We start from the raw sequence: 12973 nt of genomic DNA, 5'->3' as shown, positions 1-12973 counted from the left end.
ACCATGAAAAAAAGGCCTATAGGCCGTTTTTCATTGGTGCAAAGCGCACGACATTCTTTCGCGTTCAATGACGTTCCAGGTTAGGCGGCCACCGATCTTTCGTATAAGGTTTCAGGTGAAATGTCGATGTTGCCGGGCCAGTTCACCGTGCCGGCAAACACATAAGCTTGCTCAAAGACATGCTGTTGCTTTAATGGCTCAAATGGTTTTTTGCTTAACAGTGGTTTGACATCAAACAGACGGTTTTCGCCATTTTCAAAAGACAAAGCCAGCCAATGGTTTTGCATGGGCTTGACCAAGATCACGTCCAACAAGTCTTGCATGGTCATGCTCCTCAACGCAAAGGGTCAATGGGATAGAGCTGCTCACCAGCCTTGGCAAGTTCCCAGTCGGCCAGCAGTTCATCTTTGTGGATTTCAATCCAAGCTTGAACCATTTTCAATTGCTTGGGTGGAAAACCTCCAGCCAACACGCGGCCATCGTCAATGGCAATGGCCGCTTTATCGCCTGCGTAGCGCACATGGATGTGGGCGAGGTGATGCCTGTCCGTGTCCTCAATGAACATGGAGACCAGGATTCCGTAAAACATGCTGATGGTGGGCATGGGCGGATTGTATGGGGTGAATCGAAGATGGTCACGATGATTGGGTCAGTAACGCAGCCTTGGCGCGGGTGCCTGCTGGACTCGCTGATTTGGCGAGCGAAGCGAGTGATGAGGCGAGCCGGCAGGCACCCGTACCAAGGCGGAAACCTCCCACAAAAACAAGCACATAACAAAAAAACGGCCCGAAGGCCGTTTCTCTTTAGAGCAAGGCAAAAATCACTTCTTGCCGCTGCCATCCAGCTTGTAGATGTGCGGGCCTTCGCCTACCGACAGCAGGCCAGCGTGCGCGTAGATGCCCAACTTGGCGCGGGTGTCGACGATGTCGAGGTTGCGCATGGTCAGCTGGCCGATGCGGTCGAGCGGGCTGAACGGCGCGTCTTCCACTTTTTCCATCGACAAACGTTCTGGGGCGTAAGTCAGGTTAGGTGACTCGGTGTTCAGGATGCTGTAGTCGTTGCCACGGCGCAGCTCCAGCGTCACCGTGCCTGTCACGGCGCGGGCCACCCAGCGCTGGGCGGTTTCGCGCAGCATGATGGACTGCGGGTCGAACCAGCGGCCTTGGTACAACAGGCGACCCAGGCGCAGGCCGTTGATGCGGTACTGCTCGATGGTGTCTTCGTTGTGGATGCCGGTGACCAATCGCTCGTAGGCGATGTGCAGCAGCGCCATGCCAGGGGCTTCGTAGATGCCGCGGCTCTTGGCTTCGATGATGCGGTTTTCGATCTGGTCGCTCATGCCCAGGCCGTGGCGGCCGCCGATTTCGTTGGCTTTCAGGAACAGCTCGACCGGGTCGGCGTATTCCACGCCGTTCAGGGCCACAGGCATGCCTTCTTCAAAGCGCACGCTCACTTCTTCGGCCTTGACCTCGACTTCGGGCTTCCAGAACGCCACGCCCATGATGGGATTGACGATCTTCATGCCGCTTTGCAGGCTTTCCAGGTCTTTGGCTTCGTGGGTCGCGCCCAGCATGTTGCTGTCGGTGGAGTAGGCCTTTTCAGCGCTCATCTTGTAGCCAAAACCGTTGGCGGTCATGAAAGCGCTCATTTCGGCGCGGCCGCCCAGCTCGTCGATGAACAGCTGGTCCAGCCAGGGCTTGTAGATCTTGAGGCTCGGGTTGGTCAGCAGACCGTAGCGGTAAAAGCGCTCGATGTCGTTGCCCTTGAAGGTGCTGCCATCGCCCCAGATGTTGACGTCGTCTTCCTTCATGGCAGCCACCAGCATGGTGCCAGTCACGGCGCGGCCCAGCGGGGTGGTGTTGAAGTAGGTGATGCCGCCTGTGGAGATGTGGAAAGCACCGCACTGGATGGCGGCGATGCCTTCGTGGGCCAGCTGGGTGCGGCAGTCGACCAGGCGGGCTTTTTCTGCGCCGTATTCCATCGCTTTGCGGGGAATTTCGTTGTAGTCGGACTCGTCAGGCTGGCCCAAGTTGGCGGTGTAGGCGTAGGGCAGGGCGCCCTTTTGCTTCATCCACAGCAGGGCGGCAGACGTGTCCAGGCCGCCCGAAAAGGCGATACCGACTTTTTGCCCTTTGGGCAGGTTTTGCAGGATGGTGCTCATATCGTTTCGTTCGGTGGGTTCAACCGAAGTGGCAGATGTAGTGGTAGGGCTCGGTCACGCGGATTTCGAACTTGGAGTTGCCGGGGATGCTGAACTCTTCGCCTGCGCTGGACTTGACCCACTCGGCGCTGCCATCGAGCTTGTATTCGCAAGAACCACCCACGCACTCCATGATTTCAGGTGCGCCGGTGTTGAAGGTCAGGGTGGCGGGCAGGATCACGCCGACCGACAGTTTGGTGCCGTCGGGCAGGGTCAGGCCGTGGCTGACACATTTGCCGTCAAAGTAAACATTGGCTTGGGTGTTGACGGAGACGCCGTCGATGGTTTGGGTGGTCATGGTGGGTGCTTCAAGGGGGCGGGCAGGACCCGCATCAATGGAAAAGGGCGTCTTCAGACGCCCTTTGCGGTCAATCAAACCCATATTTTAGGCTCATTGGGGTGTTGGCCGCTCATGTCTGGCCAGGTCTTTCAGCGCCAACGGCCATCTCTTCGACTGAAGCCATGGCCATGGCCATGACGCCAACCCCAGGCCAGATCAACATGGGTGTAAACGGGCGCGTAACTTATGTAAACCGGAGCGGGTACATAAACCACGCGTGATTCATGGATCACCGTTGGCGTTGTGCTGGGCATCAAGGGCGCAGACGCTGTGGCTGTCAGGGTAGAGCCCTCGATGCTGGGCAATTCAGAACGAGGGGTCATCACGGGGGTGACTTGCAATTGCAGGGTTGGACCAGGATCCTGGGGCAAGACCACATTGAATTGTTTGCCCGCGTATTCGTACACCACGTTGTAACCCGTCAGCCGGTTTTCATAAACGTTTTGGCTTGTACAAGTGGTCTGATTTTGGATTTGAGTACCAGGGTTTTCGACTTTGTCCCCCATCATGGCACCGCCCATCACGCCAGCGATGGTGGCCAAGGCGCGGCCTGATCCGCCGCCGATTTGGTTGCCAATGGCCCCACCCGCAATGGCCCCCATCAATGCGCCAGCCCCAGAGCTGGGGTTGGAGACGGTCACAGGGGTTTGTGTGCAGGTTTGGCGGGGCACAATCACTTGCTGGTAAACCGCAGTGCGTGAAATCACCTGTCCCACCTCTTGAGCATGGGCTGCACAGGTGGACAACAACAAGAGGGCAATTGCCAAATTTTTCATGTGGTTTTCCCTTTTCAATTGAATGAATCAAGTGTAGCGCTGGCCAGTCCTGTTGCCCATAACGGGCATGTAAAGTTCTGTTTTGTTCAGCATGTGAGTGCACTCAATGGCTTTCAAGGGGCCAACTGTCTGGTGAGAAACCGACGCTGAACTGTCCAGAGGGCCAAGCGATCACAGGGCGTTTGATGGTGCTGGCGTGTTCCAGCATCACGGCCTTGGCACTGACACGGTCGGTCACGCCCGCTTGCACCGCTGGGTCAAGTTTTCGCCAAGTGCTGCCTTTGCGGTTGAGCACGGTTTCCCAGCCCAAAGCATCCAGCCATTTGTCAATTTCGGTGGGCGGCACGCCTTGCTTTTTAAAGTCATGGAATGTGAAGTCCAGGTCTTGGCTGGCCAGCCATGTGCGGGCTTTTTTGACACTGTCGCAGTTGGGTATGCCGTAAACGATCAGGTTCATGCTGTTTTTCTCTCGTGAAAGCGGGTGGGAGTCGGCGACAATCGCGCCCTATGAAGACTCTACAACAATGGCTCGATTGGTGCGAGCAGTTACACCCCGTGGCCATCGACATGGGGCTTGACCGTGTCAAAACAGTGGCCGACCGCATGGCGCTGCATTTTGACTGCCCGGTGATCACGGTGGCAGGCACCAATGGCAAGGGTTCAACCTGCGCCATGCTCGAGGCCATTTTGTTGCAAGCAGGTTACAGAACCGGGGTTTATACCTCGCCGCATTTGGTTCATTTTGAAGAACGCTGCCGTTTGCATGGCGAATCTGCCTCCTCTGAGGTCTTTGCGCAGGCTTTTGCTTTTGTGGAGTCGGTGCGCGGTGATGTCAGTTTGACTTATTTTGAATTCAGCACACTGGCCATCCTTCATCTGATGTCCAAAGCCCAGCTGGATGTGGCTATTTTGGAAGTGGGTCTGGGGGGCCGCTTGGATGCGGTCAACATCATCGACACGGATTGCGCGGTCATCACCAGCATTGACATCGACCACACGGCCATTTTGGGCCTCGACCGTGAAAGCATCGGTTTCGAGAAGGCGGGCATCATGCGAGCCGCTCGGCCTGTCATTGTGAGCGATCCGGTGGCCCCACAAAGCGTGATCGACCACGCCCAGACTGTGGGTGCCTTGCTCTGGCAATTTGGGCGGGATTTCAATTTTTCAGGTGATCCCCAGCAGTGGGCTTGGGCTGGGCGTGACCGACGCTACAGCGGCCTGGCTTATCCCGCATTGCGCGGGGCCAACCAATTGATCAACGCATCAGGGGTGTTGGCGGCTTTGGAGGCCATGCGTCAGCAAATTCCCGTCACAGCTCAGGCCATCCGCAATGGCTTGGCCATGGTCGAATTGCCCGGGCGCTTTCAGATCGTGCCAGGTCAGCCCGTGTTGGTGCTGGATGTGGCACACAACCCTCACTCTGTGGCTGCCCTGGCCGTCAATCTGGATGCCATGGGGTTTTATCCCACCACCCATGCGGTGTTGGGTGCCATGGGTGACAAAGACCTCTTGCCCATGCTCAAGCGGGTCAGTCCGATGGTGGACAAGTGGTACTTCACAGATTTACCCCTGAGCCGGGCAGCGACGGCCGAGCAGCTTCAAGCGCTTTGGCAGGCCCAAAACACGCGCAAAGATGCGACAAGCAGTGTTCATGCCAAGCCCATGGAGGCTTTCCAGGCAGCCATCAAGAACGCAGACCCGGCTGATAGAATCGTGGTCTTTGGTTCCTTCCATACAGTGGGGGGTGTTTTGCAAGATGGCATTCCACGTCTTCAGGCCAAACACCTCAGCCCCTGAACATCGCCATGGCGTTTTTCAAGTTCCGTGTACCCGGTCAGGCTGACCCCGATGCCCCCGTTGCAGAAGTGGCTGTTGCAAGTGCGAGTGAAAACATCGACATCGTCAGAAGGAGAGCACGTCACCGTTTGATGGGTGCCGTGGTATTGGTTCTGGTGGCGGTACTGGGCTTTCCTTTGTTGTTTGACACCCAACCACGTCCTGTGGCTGTGGATACGCCCATTGTTATTCCTGACAGACATTCGACCCCTGCATTGGCCGCCGCCGCGCCAGTGACTCCGGTGGTTCCTTTAGCGCCAGTGGCATCTGTTTCGCCTGTGGCCCCCGTGCCTGTGAAGCCGTCGGTCAATGAGTCCAAGCCTTTGCCCGTCCAAGCCGGGCTGGATGATCGGGAAGAAGTGGTCGTGCGATCGGCCCCTGTGGTCAGTGCCAAGCCTGCCCCTGCGCCGGTTCCTGTCGACGTCAAGCCTGCACAAGCCAAGCCGGTAGAACCCAAGCCAGTGCCTGCCAAAATCGATCCCGTGCCACCGGTCAAGCCCCAACCAAAAGACGATGGGAGCAAAGCCAAGTCTTTGTTGGATGGTCGGGACAATCCTGCAGTTGTAGAGAGGCACGTCATCCAAGTGGGCGCATTTTCGGATGCAAGCAGAGTTCGTGAAGTCCGTAAAAAGCTCGAACAAGGGGGCTTGGTCACCTACACCCAATCGATTGACGACAAAGAGGGGAAAACGTCCACCCGTGTGCGAGTGGGGCCATTTGGATCGCGAGAGGAGGCAGACAAAATTGCCGCACGGATCCGGGCTCTGGGTTTTTCGCCCGCTGTGTTGAGGTTATGACGTGGACGTTTCTCTGACTGACTGGATTTTGCTGGGTGTTTTGTTCGTTTCCATGATGGTCGGTTTTTGGAGGGGGCTTGTTTACGAAGTGCTCTCTTTGGCCGGTTGGGTGGCCGCATTCGTTTTGGCCCAATGGTTCGCCTCAGATGTGATCGTTTGGCTGCCATTTCTAAAAGGTGCGGCTGAGCCCGTGCAATACGCCATGGCTTTTGTGGTGGTGTTCATCGCCACATTGTTTGCTGCGGGCTTGGTCTCTTGGCTGATCAAAAAGTTGGTGGAAACCGTGGGCTTGCGTCCCGTAGACCGCAGCTTGGGGGCTTTATTTGGCTTGGCCCGTGGCCTGGTGTTGCTGCTCGCCCTGACGGTGGTCGTTCAGTTGACTGGTTTTTCAACCGAAGTCTGGTGGAAAAATGCCCGTGGACCTGTGTTTTTGAGCGCAAGTTTGGACCGATTGAAGCCATTGTTGCCACAGAGTTTTGCAGAGATATTGCCCTGATTTGTTTGGGGCACATCGTTTTTTGAACGGATTAAAAGTATGTGTGGAATTGTTGGCGTTGTCAGTAGCGCTCCGGTCAACCAGTTGATTTATGACGCCTTGTTGCTCTTGCAACACCGCGGTCAAGATGCGGCGGGCATTGTCACGCAGCTGGACCGGAAGTTTTTCATGCACAAAGCCAAAGGCATGGTGCGTGATGTGTTTCGCACCCGCAACATGCGCAGCTTGCCGGGCAACTGCGGATTGGGCCAAGTGCGTTACCCCACGGCGGGCAACGCATTCAGCGAAGAAGAGGCCCAGCCCTTTTATGTGAATGCACCTTTTGGCTTGGTGCTTGTGCACAACGGCAACTTGACCAATGCCCATGCGTTGAAAGCGGAGCTGTTCTCAGTGGACCACCGCCACATCAACACCGACAGTGACTCCGAGGTCTTGCTCAACGTCTTGGCCCATGAGTTGGAAAAAACCACGCGTGGCTTGCCGCTCAAACCCATGGATGTGTTTGAGGCTGTGCGTGGTGTGAACCGCCGTGTCAAAGGTTCTTACGCCGTGATCGCCTTGATCGCAGGGCATGGCCTGGTTGCTTTTCGTGACCCGCATGGCATTCGGCCTTTGTGCCTGGGCCGCAGTGAGGACGGCTCTGTCATGCTGGCCAGCGAGTCGGTGGCTTTGGATGGCACATCGCACCAATTTGAGCGTGACGTGGCCCCTGGGGAAGCCATTTTTGTTGACCTTGAAGGCCAGGTGCACACCCAAGCATGTGCCGACAAAGCGCAATTGAGCCCTTGCATCTTTGAGTACGTTTACTTGGCCCGACCCGACTCGACCATGGACGGCATCTCGGTGTACCAAGCCCGCTTGAATTTGGGCGAGACACTGGCCAAACGCGTGATTTCCACCGTGCCACCCAACGACATTGATGTGGTGATTCCGATCCCCGAGTCCAGCCGTCCGAGCGCCACCCAATTGGCCCATTTGCTGGGCATTCCTTACCGCGAAGGCTTTGTCAAAAATCGCTACGTGGGCCGCACCTTCATCATGCCGGGTCAAGCGGTGCGCAAAAAATCGGTGCGTCAAAAGCTCAACACCATCGTGAGTGAGTTCAAGGGCCGCAACGTATTGTTGGTGGACGACTCCATCGTGCGCGGCACCACCAGCCGCGAGATTGTGCAAATGGCGCGTGATGCAGGGGCCCGCAAGGTTTACATGGCCAGCGCTGCCCCGCCTGTGCGCTTTCCCAACGTGTATGGCATTGATATGCCCACCAAGGAAGAGCTGGTCGCGCATGGCCGCAGCATTGAAGAAATTCGCGAGATCATCGGCTGTGACGCCCTGATCTACCAAGACGTGGATGCCATGAAAACCGCCGTCGCCCAAGCGCGTGTCAATGCAGCGGGTGTGTTGTCTGACTTCGATGCGTCTTGCTTTGACGGGGTGTACGTGACGGGCGATATTTCCGCTGCTGACATCAACCGGTTGAATCAAACCCGTCCTCAAACCGAAGAGGGCGATGACGACAATTCGCGTTTGGCTTTGCCCAACGCCAGCGTGTGAGCCCAAAAACATGACCTCATCTTCCCGATTTGACGATTTGCACATCGAAACCCTGGCCGTGCGTGCCGCAGTGGAGCGCAGCCAGTACGGCGAAAACTCCGAAGCCTTGTACCTGACCAGCGGCTACGTTCAACCTACAGCCGAATCTGCCGCCCGGCGCTTTGCGGGTGACGAAGAAGGCTTTACCTATGGTCGCTACGGCAACCCCACGGTCAGCAGCATGGAAATGCGCTTGGCAGCATTGGAAGGCACTGAAGCGGCCATGGGCACTGCATCGGGCATGTCAGCCATCTTGATGATGTGCATGGGCCTGCTCAAGGCGGGCGATCATGTGGTGTGCTCGCGGTCCATGTTTGGCTCCACCATCAAATTGATTGGCTCGGATTTGGCCAAGTTTGGCGTTGAATCGAGCTTTGTTTCGCAAACCGATTTGAATGAATGGCAATCAGCGGTCCGGCCCAACACACGTTTGCTCTTTGCCGAAACGCCCACCAACCCCCTGACCGAGGTGTGCGACATCCAGGCATTGGCCGACATCGCTCACAACGCTGGTGCCTTGTTTGCGGTAGACAACTGCTTTGCCACACCTGCACTCCAACGCCCTGTGACCATGGGGGCGGACATCATCATGCATTCGGGCACCAAATACCTGGATGGCCAAGGCCGGGTGATGGCGGGGGCGCTTTGTGCTTCGCAGCAAATGATCACAGAGAAATTTTTGCCTGTGCTCAAAAGTGGCGGCATGACATTGGCCCCTTTTAATGCTTGGGTGGTGCTCAAGGGCCTGGAAACACTGGACCTTCGCATGCGTGCCCAAACAAGCCGCGCACAAATTTTGGCCGAATGGCTGGAAAAGCACCCCGCCGTGGCCCGTGTGCATTACCCCGGTTTGGCCAGTCACCCCCAACACGACTTGGCGATGCGCCAGATGTCGGGTCTGGGCGGTGCCGTGTTGTCCTTCGATGTGAAAGCCGATGGCCCAGAGCAATCGCGTCAACGAGCTTTCTACGTCATGGACCAAATGCAAATGCTGTCGCTGGCCACCAATTTGGGCGACACCAAAACCATGGTGGCTCACCCCGCCAGCACCTCGCACGGTCGACTGACCGAGGCGCAGCGCCAAGCTGCAGGCATTGGCCAAGGCCTGATTCGAGTCGCCGTTGGCCTCGAATACCCCCAAGATGTTCAAAAAGACCTCTCCCGTGGTCTCGATACCCTCTGATATGACCAAAACACGCACCCGCTTTGCCCCATCGCCCACGGGCTTCATTCACTTGGGCAACATCCGCTCGGCTTTGTACCCTTGGGCTTTTGCCCGCGCGACAGGCGGCGACTTTATTTTGCGCATTGAAGACACCGACCTCGATCGCTCCACCCAGGCTTCTGTCGATGTGATCATCGAAGGCATGGCTTGGCTGGAACTCAACCACGATGAAGGTCCCTTCTACCAAATGCAGCGCATGGAGCGGTACAAGGCCGTTCTGGCCGAATTGATCTCTGCAGGGCATGTCTACCCTTGTTACATGAGCATGCAAGATCTGGATGCTTTGCGCGAACGTCAAATGGCCAGTAAGGAAAAACCTCGCTACGACGGCACTTGGCGTCCGGCAGAGGGAAAAACCTTGCCCGCGATTCCCGAGGGCGTCAAGCCTGTCTTGCGCTTCAAGAACCCCATCGGTGGTGTGGTCGCCTGGAATGACAAGGTCAAAGGCCTGATTGAAATCAGCAATGACGAGTTGGACGACCTGGTCATTGCTCGCCCCGATGGCACGCCCACCTATAACTTTTGCGTGGTGGTGGACGACATTGACATGCAAATCACGCATGTGATCCGAGGCGATGACCATGTGAACAACACCCCACGCCAGATCAACATCTTCAAAGCCCTGGGCAAAGAGCCTCCGGTTTACGCCCACCTGCCCACCGTGCTCAACGAGCAGGGCGAGAAGATGAGCAAACGCAATGGCGCCAAAGCCGTGACGGCGTACCGCGACGAAGGCTATCTGCCCGATGCCATGGTCAATTATTTGGCGCGACTGGGTTGGAGCCATGGCGATGACGAAATTTTCAGCCGAGCACAGTTCCTGGAGTGGTTCAATTTGGACCACTTGGGACGCAGTGCTGCGCAATTCGACGAAGCCAAGCTCAAATGGGTCAACGCCCAGCACCTCAAGGCCATGAGCGATGACGCTCTGGCCGTGCATGTGCAACCCTTTTTGGACAAATTGGGTGTGGTGGCCGATGAGCGTTTGGCCAGCATTTGCGGCTTGTTCAAAGACCGATGCGACACCTTGGTCGTTTTGGCCCAATGGATTTCTGCTTTCTACCTTGATGTGGTGCCCAATGCACAAGAGAAAGCCTTGCATGTGACCGATGCCGTGAAACCGGGTTTGGGCGTGTTGGCGGACAAGTTGGCAACATGCACTTGGGACAAGGCTTCAATTGCTGCGGCCATCAAGGAAACCTTGGGCGAAGTTGGGCTGAAAATGCCTCAGCTGGCCATGCCCGTGCGTGTCTTGGTCATGGGCACGGCACAGACGCCATCGCTGGATGCCGTACTTTTTTTGAGTAAAAGAGAAAAAATTCTCGCCAACTTAAAAAATGCCTAAAAACCTGTCTATAATTCAAGTCTCGACACCAACGAGGCATAACAAGAAAGCAAACATCGGTAACGTAGTTTGAAGTCTTGAATGTCAAAGGGGGTATAGCTCAGATGGGAGAGCGCTTGCATGGCATGCAAGAGGTCAGCGGTTCGATCCCGCTTACCTCCACCAAAGTGTCGAGAAGATTCGAAAGAATCAGTCCAGGTTATGACCCTATCGTCTAGAGGCCTAGGACATCACCCTTTCACGGTGAGTACCGGGGTTCGAATCCCCGTAGGGTCGCCAAGTTTTGTAGCACTTGGTCAGTTGCTAAGGCAGTCTGACAAAAGTTACAGCTACCAGGAGTGGTAGTTCAGTTGGTTAGAATACCGGCCTGTCACGCCGGGGGTCGCGGGTTCGAGTCCCGTCCACTCCGCCAGATCAAAGCCTGAGTAGTTATCTACTTGGGCTTTTTTCATTTCAAGAGCGCCAATTCTAGAGATTGGACAGCGACGACTGACATTCTGGCCTGCATCAAGTCTCTCAAGCCGCAGTGATCGTGTTCATTGAAGCGATCGGTTCACTGCGTCTTTTACAGGGAAAGTGCTCACAAGCAGGGCTGGACGAAGATTGCACAGTTGCAGTAAGCTACTAGGTTTTCTAGGTAACTCGTTGTCAAACATGGACAGTTTGCTCCCACCCATTCCGGCCAAGCGCTACTTCACCATTGGTGAAGTCGGTGAGCTGTGTGGCGTCAAACCCCACGTCCTTCGCTATTGGGAGCAAGAATTTACCCAACTTCGCCCCGTCAAGCGCAGAGGCAACAGACGTTATTACCAGCGTCACGAGGTGATGATGATCCGGCGCATCCGAGGTCTTCTGTATGACCAAGGGTTCACGATCAGCGGTGCTCGCAACAAATTGCAGGAACTGGTCCAAACTGAACGCCAACTCTCTCGTTTGTCACAAAACGAAGTGGACACCGCGGAAGAAGATTTTTTGCTGGACATGGAAGAGGGCATCAACACAGACATGGATGCAGGGCCAACCTCATTGATGTCGGCTTTGCCTTTGCCGCAGATGACTCCTGTGCAGATTCATGAAGAGCTTTTGCAAATAAGAGCCCTTTTGACCATTTAAGGCCCCAGAACAGGCTATAATCTTAAGCTTGTCGGCGTGTAGCGCAGCCTGGTAGCGCACTTGCATGGGGTGCAAGGGGTCGCGAGTTCGAATCCCGCCACGCCGACCATTTATTCCTAATGAAATCAACGGGTTACAGCCCACAAGGCTGTGACCCGTTTTTCATTGTGGTTTGAGTCTGAGGGTTTTTACTGCTTGCAGACTGTGTTTTGCAGTCAAAAATCGGGGAATTCGAATACACGGAATTTCTCATGCGTCAATCCATCCTCATTGCTTTGGCAGCCAGTTTTTCATTGTGGGGCAGCGTGTGGGCCCAAGAAAAATACCCGAACAAACCTGTCACCATCATCGTGCCGCAGGCCGCAGGGGGTGCCAATGACGCCATTGCCCGCGTGGTGGCTCAAAAACTGACCGAGCAAACAGGGCAATCCTTTGTGGTCGAAAACAGGGCGGGCGCAGGCGGTAATGTGGGCACTGCGGCTGCGGCCAAGGCCAAGGCCGACGGCTACACGCTCATGATCACAGCCGACAGTGCTCAGGTCATCAACCCGTTTTTGTACCAACGCACAGGTTTTGACCCGGTCAAGGACTTTGAACCCGTGGCCCCCTTGGCCCGTGCGGGCTACGTGCTGGTGGCCAATCCCTCATTTCCGGCCAACAACATGTCGGAGTTGATCGCTCAAGCCAAGGCCAATCCCGGCAAATTTGCCATTGCCTCTGCCGGCAACGGCACGCTCAACCACCTGATTGGTGAAATGCTGCAAAAAGCCACTGACATCAAGCTCCAGCACATTCCCTACAAAGGCGCGGCTGCGGCGGCCACCGATGTGGTCAGTGGGCAAGTGCCTTTGTCCGTGCAAAGCATGCCTTCATCGATCGCATTTGTGCGTGCAGGCAAACTCAAGGTCTTGGGTGTGGTGAATGAAAAACGCGTCGCAGCCTTGCCAGATGCACCCACCATTGGCGAAACCGTCAAAGGTTTCGGTGCCACTCCTTGGTATGGCATGTTTGCCCCCGCTGGCACTCCCAAAGACTTGGTGCAGTTTGTGCAAAACGAAGTCTCCAAAGCCTTGGACAGCGGCGATGCGCGGGATCGTCTGGCCACTTTAGGCTGTGAACCTTTCAAGGGCACCTCAGAGCAACTCGCTACGATCGTGCGCGATGATCTGGTGCGTTGGTCGCGCATCGTCAAAGAATCGGGTGCCAAGGTGGATTGATCCGTCCCCAGTGTGCAGGCCAAAGTGGGTGCATT

14 protein-coding genes and 4 tRNA genes are annotated in these 12973 nt (G+C 56.1%); 12 read left to right on the top strand and 6 right to left on the bottom strand.

Features of this window, described 5'->3' with window-relative positions; genetic code table 11:
- Window positions 1-80: 80 nt before the first annotated feature.
- From B9Z48_RS14545 to B9Z48_RS14520, 6 genes are all read right to left on the bottom strand, one after another.
- On the bottom strand, window positions 81-323 hold the full coding sequence (locus B9Z48_RS14545) for a DUF2442 domain-containing protein (protein ID WP_089963094.1): 243 nt from the start codon (window positions 321-323) through the stop codon (window positions 81-83).
- A gap of 11 nt (window positions 324-334) precedes the next feature.
- Complete coding sequence (locus B9Z48_RS14540; protein WP_108379341.1) at window positions 335-604, bottom strand: DUF4160 domain-containing protein; 270 nt, start codon at window positions 602-604, stop codon at window positions 335-337.
- Between the two features lie 216 nt (window positions 605-820).
- Window positions 821-2161 (bottom strand): argininosuccinate synthase, encoded by a 1341-nt coding sequence (gene argG / locus B9Z48_RS14535; protein WP_053174808.1) that lies wholly within the window; start codon window positions 2159-2161, stop codon window positions 821-823.
- A 19-nt stretch (window positions 2162-2180) separates the two neighbouring features.
- On the bottom strand, window positions 2181-2498 hold the full coding sequence (locus B9Z48_RS14530; RefSeq protein WP_108379393.1) for a pyrimidine/purine nucleoside phosphorylase: 318 nt from the start codon (window positions 2496-2498) through the stop codon (window positions 2181-2183).
- Window positions 2499-2629: 131 nt separating this feature from the next.
- Window positions 2630-3316, bottom strand: coding sequence for a glycine zipper 2TM domain-containing protein (locus B9Z48_RS14525; RefSeq protein WP_108379339.1), 687 nt, complete (start codon window positions 3314-3316; stop codon window positions 2630-2632).
- A 103-nt stretch (window positions 3317-3419) separates the two neighbouring features.
- Window positions 3420-3773, bottom strand: coding sequence for an arsenate reductase (locus tag B9Z48_RS14520; protein WP_108379337.1), 354 nt, complete (start codon window positions 3771-3773; stop codon window positions 3420-3422).
- Between the two features lie 50 nt (window positions 3774-3823).
- Between B9Z48_RS14520 and folC the strand changes: the two genes are divergently transcribed.
- The 12 genes from folC (at window position 3824) to B9Z48_RS14460 (ending at window position 12938) form a co-directional block, all read left to right on the top strand.
- Window positions 3824-5113 carry a bifunctional tetrahydrofolate synthase/dihydrofolate synthase gene (folC, locus tag B9Z48_RS14515; RefSeq protein ID WP_108379335.1) on the top strand — a complete coding sequence of 430 codons (1290 nt, stop codon included), beginning with the start codon at window positions 3824-3826 and terminating at the stop codon, window positions 5111-5113.
- Window positions 5114-5121: 8 nt separating this feature from the next.
- Window positions 5122-5949 carry an SPOR domain-containing protein gene (locus tag B9Z48_RS14510; protein ID WP_108379333.1) on the top strand — a complete coding sequence of 276 codons (828 nt, stop codon included), beginning with the start codon at window positions 5122-5124 and terminating at the stop codon, window positions 5947-5949.
- A gap of 1 nt (window position 5950) precedes the next feature.
- On the top strand, window positions 5951-6445 hold the full coding sequence (locus B9Z48_RS14505) for a CvpA family protein (RefSeq protein ID WP_108379331.1): 495 nt from the start codon (window positions 5951-5953) through the stop codon (window positions 6443-6445).
- Window positions 6446-6484: 39 nt separating this feature from the next.
- Window positions 6485-7999 (top strand): amidophosphoribosyltransferase, encoded by a 1515-nt coding sequence (gene purF, locus B9Z48_RS14500; protein WP_089962991.1) that lies wholly within the window; start codon window positions 6485-6487, stop codon window positions 7997-7999.
- Between the two features lie 10 nt (window positions 8000-8009).
- Window positions 8010-9221: an O-succinylhomoserine sulfhydrylase gene (locus B9Z48_RS14495; RefSeq protein ID WP_108379329.1), complete on the top strand. Its 1212-nt coding sequence runs from the start codon at window positions 8010-8012 to the stop codon at window positions 9219-9221.
- Window position 9222: 1 nt separating this feature from the next.
- A complete protein-coding gene (gene gltX / locus B9Z48_RS14490; protein WP_108379327.1) occupies window positions 9223-10608 on the top strand; it encodes a glutamate--tRNA ligase in 1386 nt (461 codons plus the stop codon).
- Between the two features lie 89 nt (window positions 10609-10697).
- Window positions 10698-10773, top strand: a tRNA-Ala gene (locus B9Z48_RS14485).
- Between the two features lie 38 nt (window positions 10774-10811).
- Window positions 10812-10887 (top strand) — tRNA-Glu (locus tag B9Z48_RS14480).
- Window positions 10888-10943: 56 nt separating this feature from the next.
- Window positions 10944-11020, top strand: a tRNA-Asp gene (locus B9Z48_RS14475).
- A 242-nt stretch (window positions 11021-11262) separates the two neighbouring features.
- Entirely contained in the window at window positions 11263-11721 is a 459-nt protein-coding gene (locus B9Z48_RS14470; RefSeq protein WP_108379325.1) for a MerR family transcriptional regulator, read from the top strand.
- Between the two features lie 32 nt (window positions 11722-11753).
- Window positions 11754-11830: transfer RNA gene (locus B9Z48_RS14465), tRNA-Pro, on the top strand.
- Between the two features lie 142 nt (window positions 11831-11972).
- The gene (locus tag B9Z48_RS14460; protein WP_108379391.1) at window positions 11973-12938 is read left to right on the top strand and encodes a tripartite tricarboxylate transporter substrate binding protein; all 966 of its coding nucleotides are present in this window, start codon (window positions 11973-11975) and stop codon (window positions 12936-12938) included.
- Window positions 12939-12973: the final 35 nt, after the last annotated feature.

The sequence above is a fragment of the Limnohabitans sp. WS1 genome (genome assembly GCF_003063265.1).
In the GTDB taxonomy this organism is placed as follows: domain Bacteria; phylum Pseudomonadota; class Gammaproteobacteria; order Burkholderiales; family Burkholderiaceae_C; genus Limnohabitans_A.
This window is presented reverse-complemented; position numbering and strand designations above follow the sequence as displayed.

Excerpts from the sequence above, each read along its gene's own strand:
- purF (WP_089962991.1), top strand. The coding sequence starts at position 6,485 with ATGTGTGGAATTGTTGGCGTTGTCAGTAGCGCTCCGGTCAACCAGTTG.
- B9Z48_RS14545 (WP_089963094.1), bottom strand. The coding sequence starts at position 323 with ATGCAAGACTTGTTGGACGTGATCTTGGTCAAGCCCATGCAAAACCAT.
- B9Z48_RS14470 (WP_108379325.1), top strand. The coding sequence starts at position 11,263 with ATGGACAGTTTGCTCCCACCCATTCCGGCCAAGCGCTACTTCACCATT.
- argG (WP_053174808.1), bottom strand. The coding sequence starts at position 2,161 with ATGAGCACCATCCTGCAAAACCTGCCCAAAGGGCAAAAAGTCGGTATC.
- folC (WP_108379335.1), top strand. The coding sequence starts at position 3,824 with ATGAAGACTCTACAACAATGGCTCGATTGGTGCGAGCAGTTACACCCC.
- B9Z48_RS14520 (WP_108379337.1), bottom strand. The coding sequence starts at position 3,773 with ATGAACCTGATCGTTTACGGCATACCCAACTGCGACAGTGTCAAAAAA.
- B9Z48_RS14460 (WP_108379391.1), top strand. The coding sequence starts at position 11,973 with ATGCGTCAATCCATCCTCATTGCTTTGGCAGCCAGTTTTTCATTGTGG.
- gltX (WP_108379327.1), top strand. The coding sequence starts at position 9,223 with ATGACCAAAACACGCACCCGCTTTGCCCCATCGCCCACGGGCTTCATT.
- B9Z48_RS14510 (WP_108379333.1), top strand. The coding sequence starts at position 5,122 with ATGGCGTTTTTCAAGTTCCGTGTACCCGGTCAGGCTGACCCCGATGCC.
- B9Z48_RS14525 (WP_108379339.1), bottom strand. The coding sequence starts at position 3,316 with ATGAAAAATTTGGCAATTGCCCTCTTGTTGTTGTCCACCTGTGCAGCC.
- B9Z48_RS14495 (WP_108379329.1), top strand. The coding sequence starts at position 8,010 with ATGACCTCATCTTCCCGATTTGACGATTTGCACATCGAAACCCTGGCC.
- B9Z48_RS14540 (WP_108379341.1), bottom strand. The coding sequence starts at position 604 with ATGCCCACCATCAGCATGTTTTACGGAATCCTGGTCTCCATGTTCATT.
- B9Z48_RS14530 (WP_108379393.1), bottom strand. The coding sequence starts at position 2,498 with ATGACCACCCAAACCATCGACGGCGTCTCCGTCAACACCCAAGCCAAT.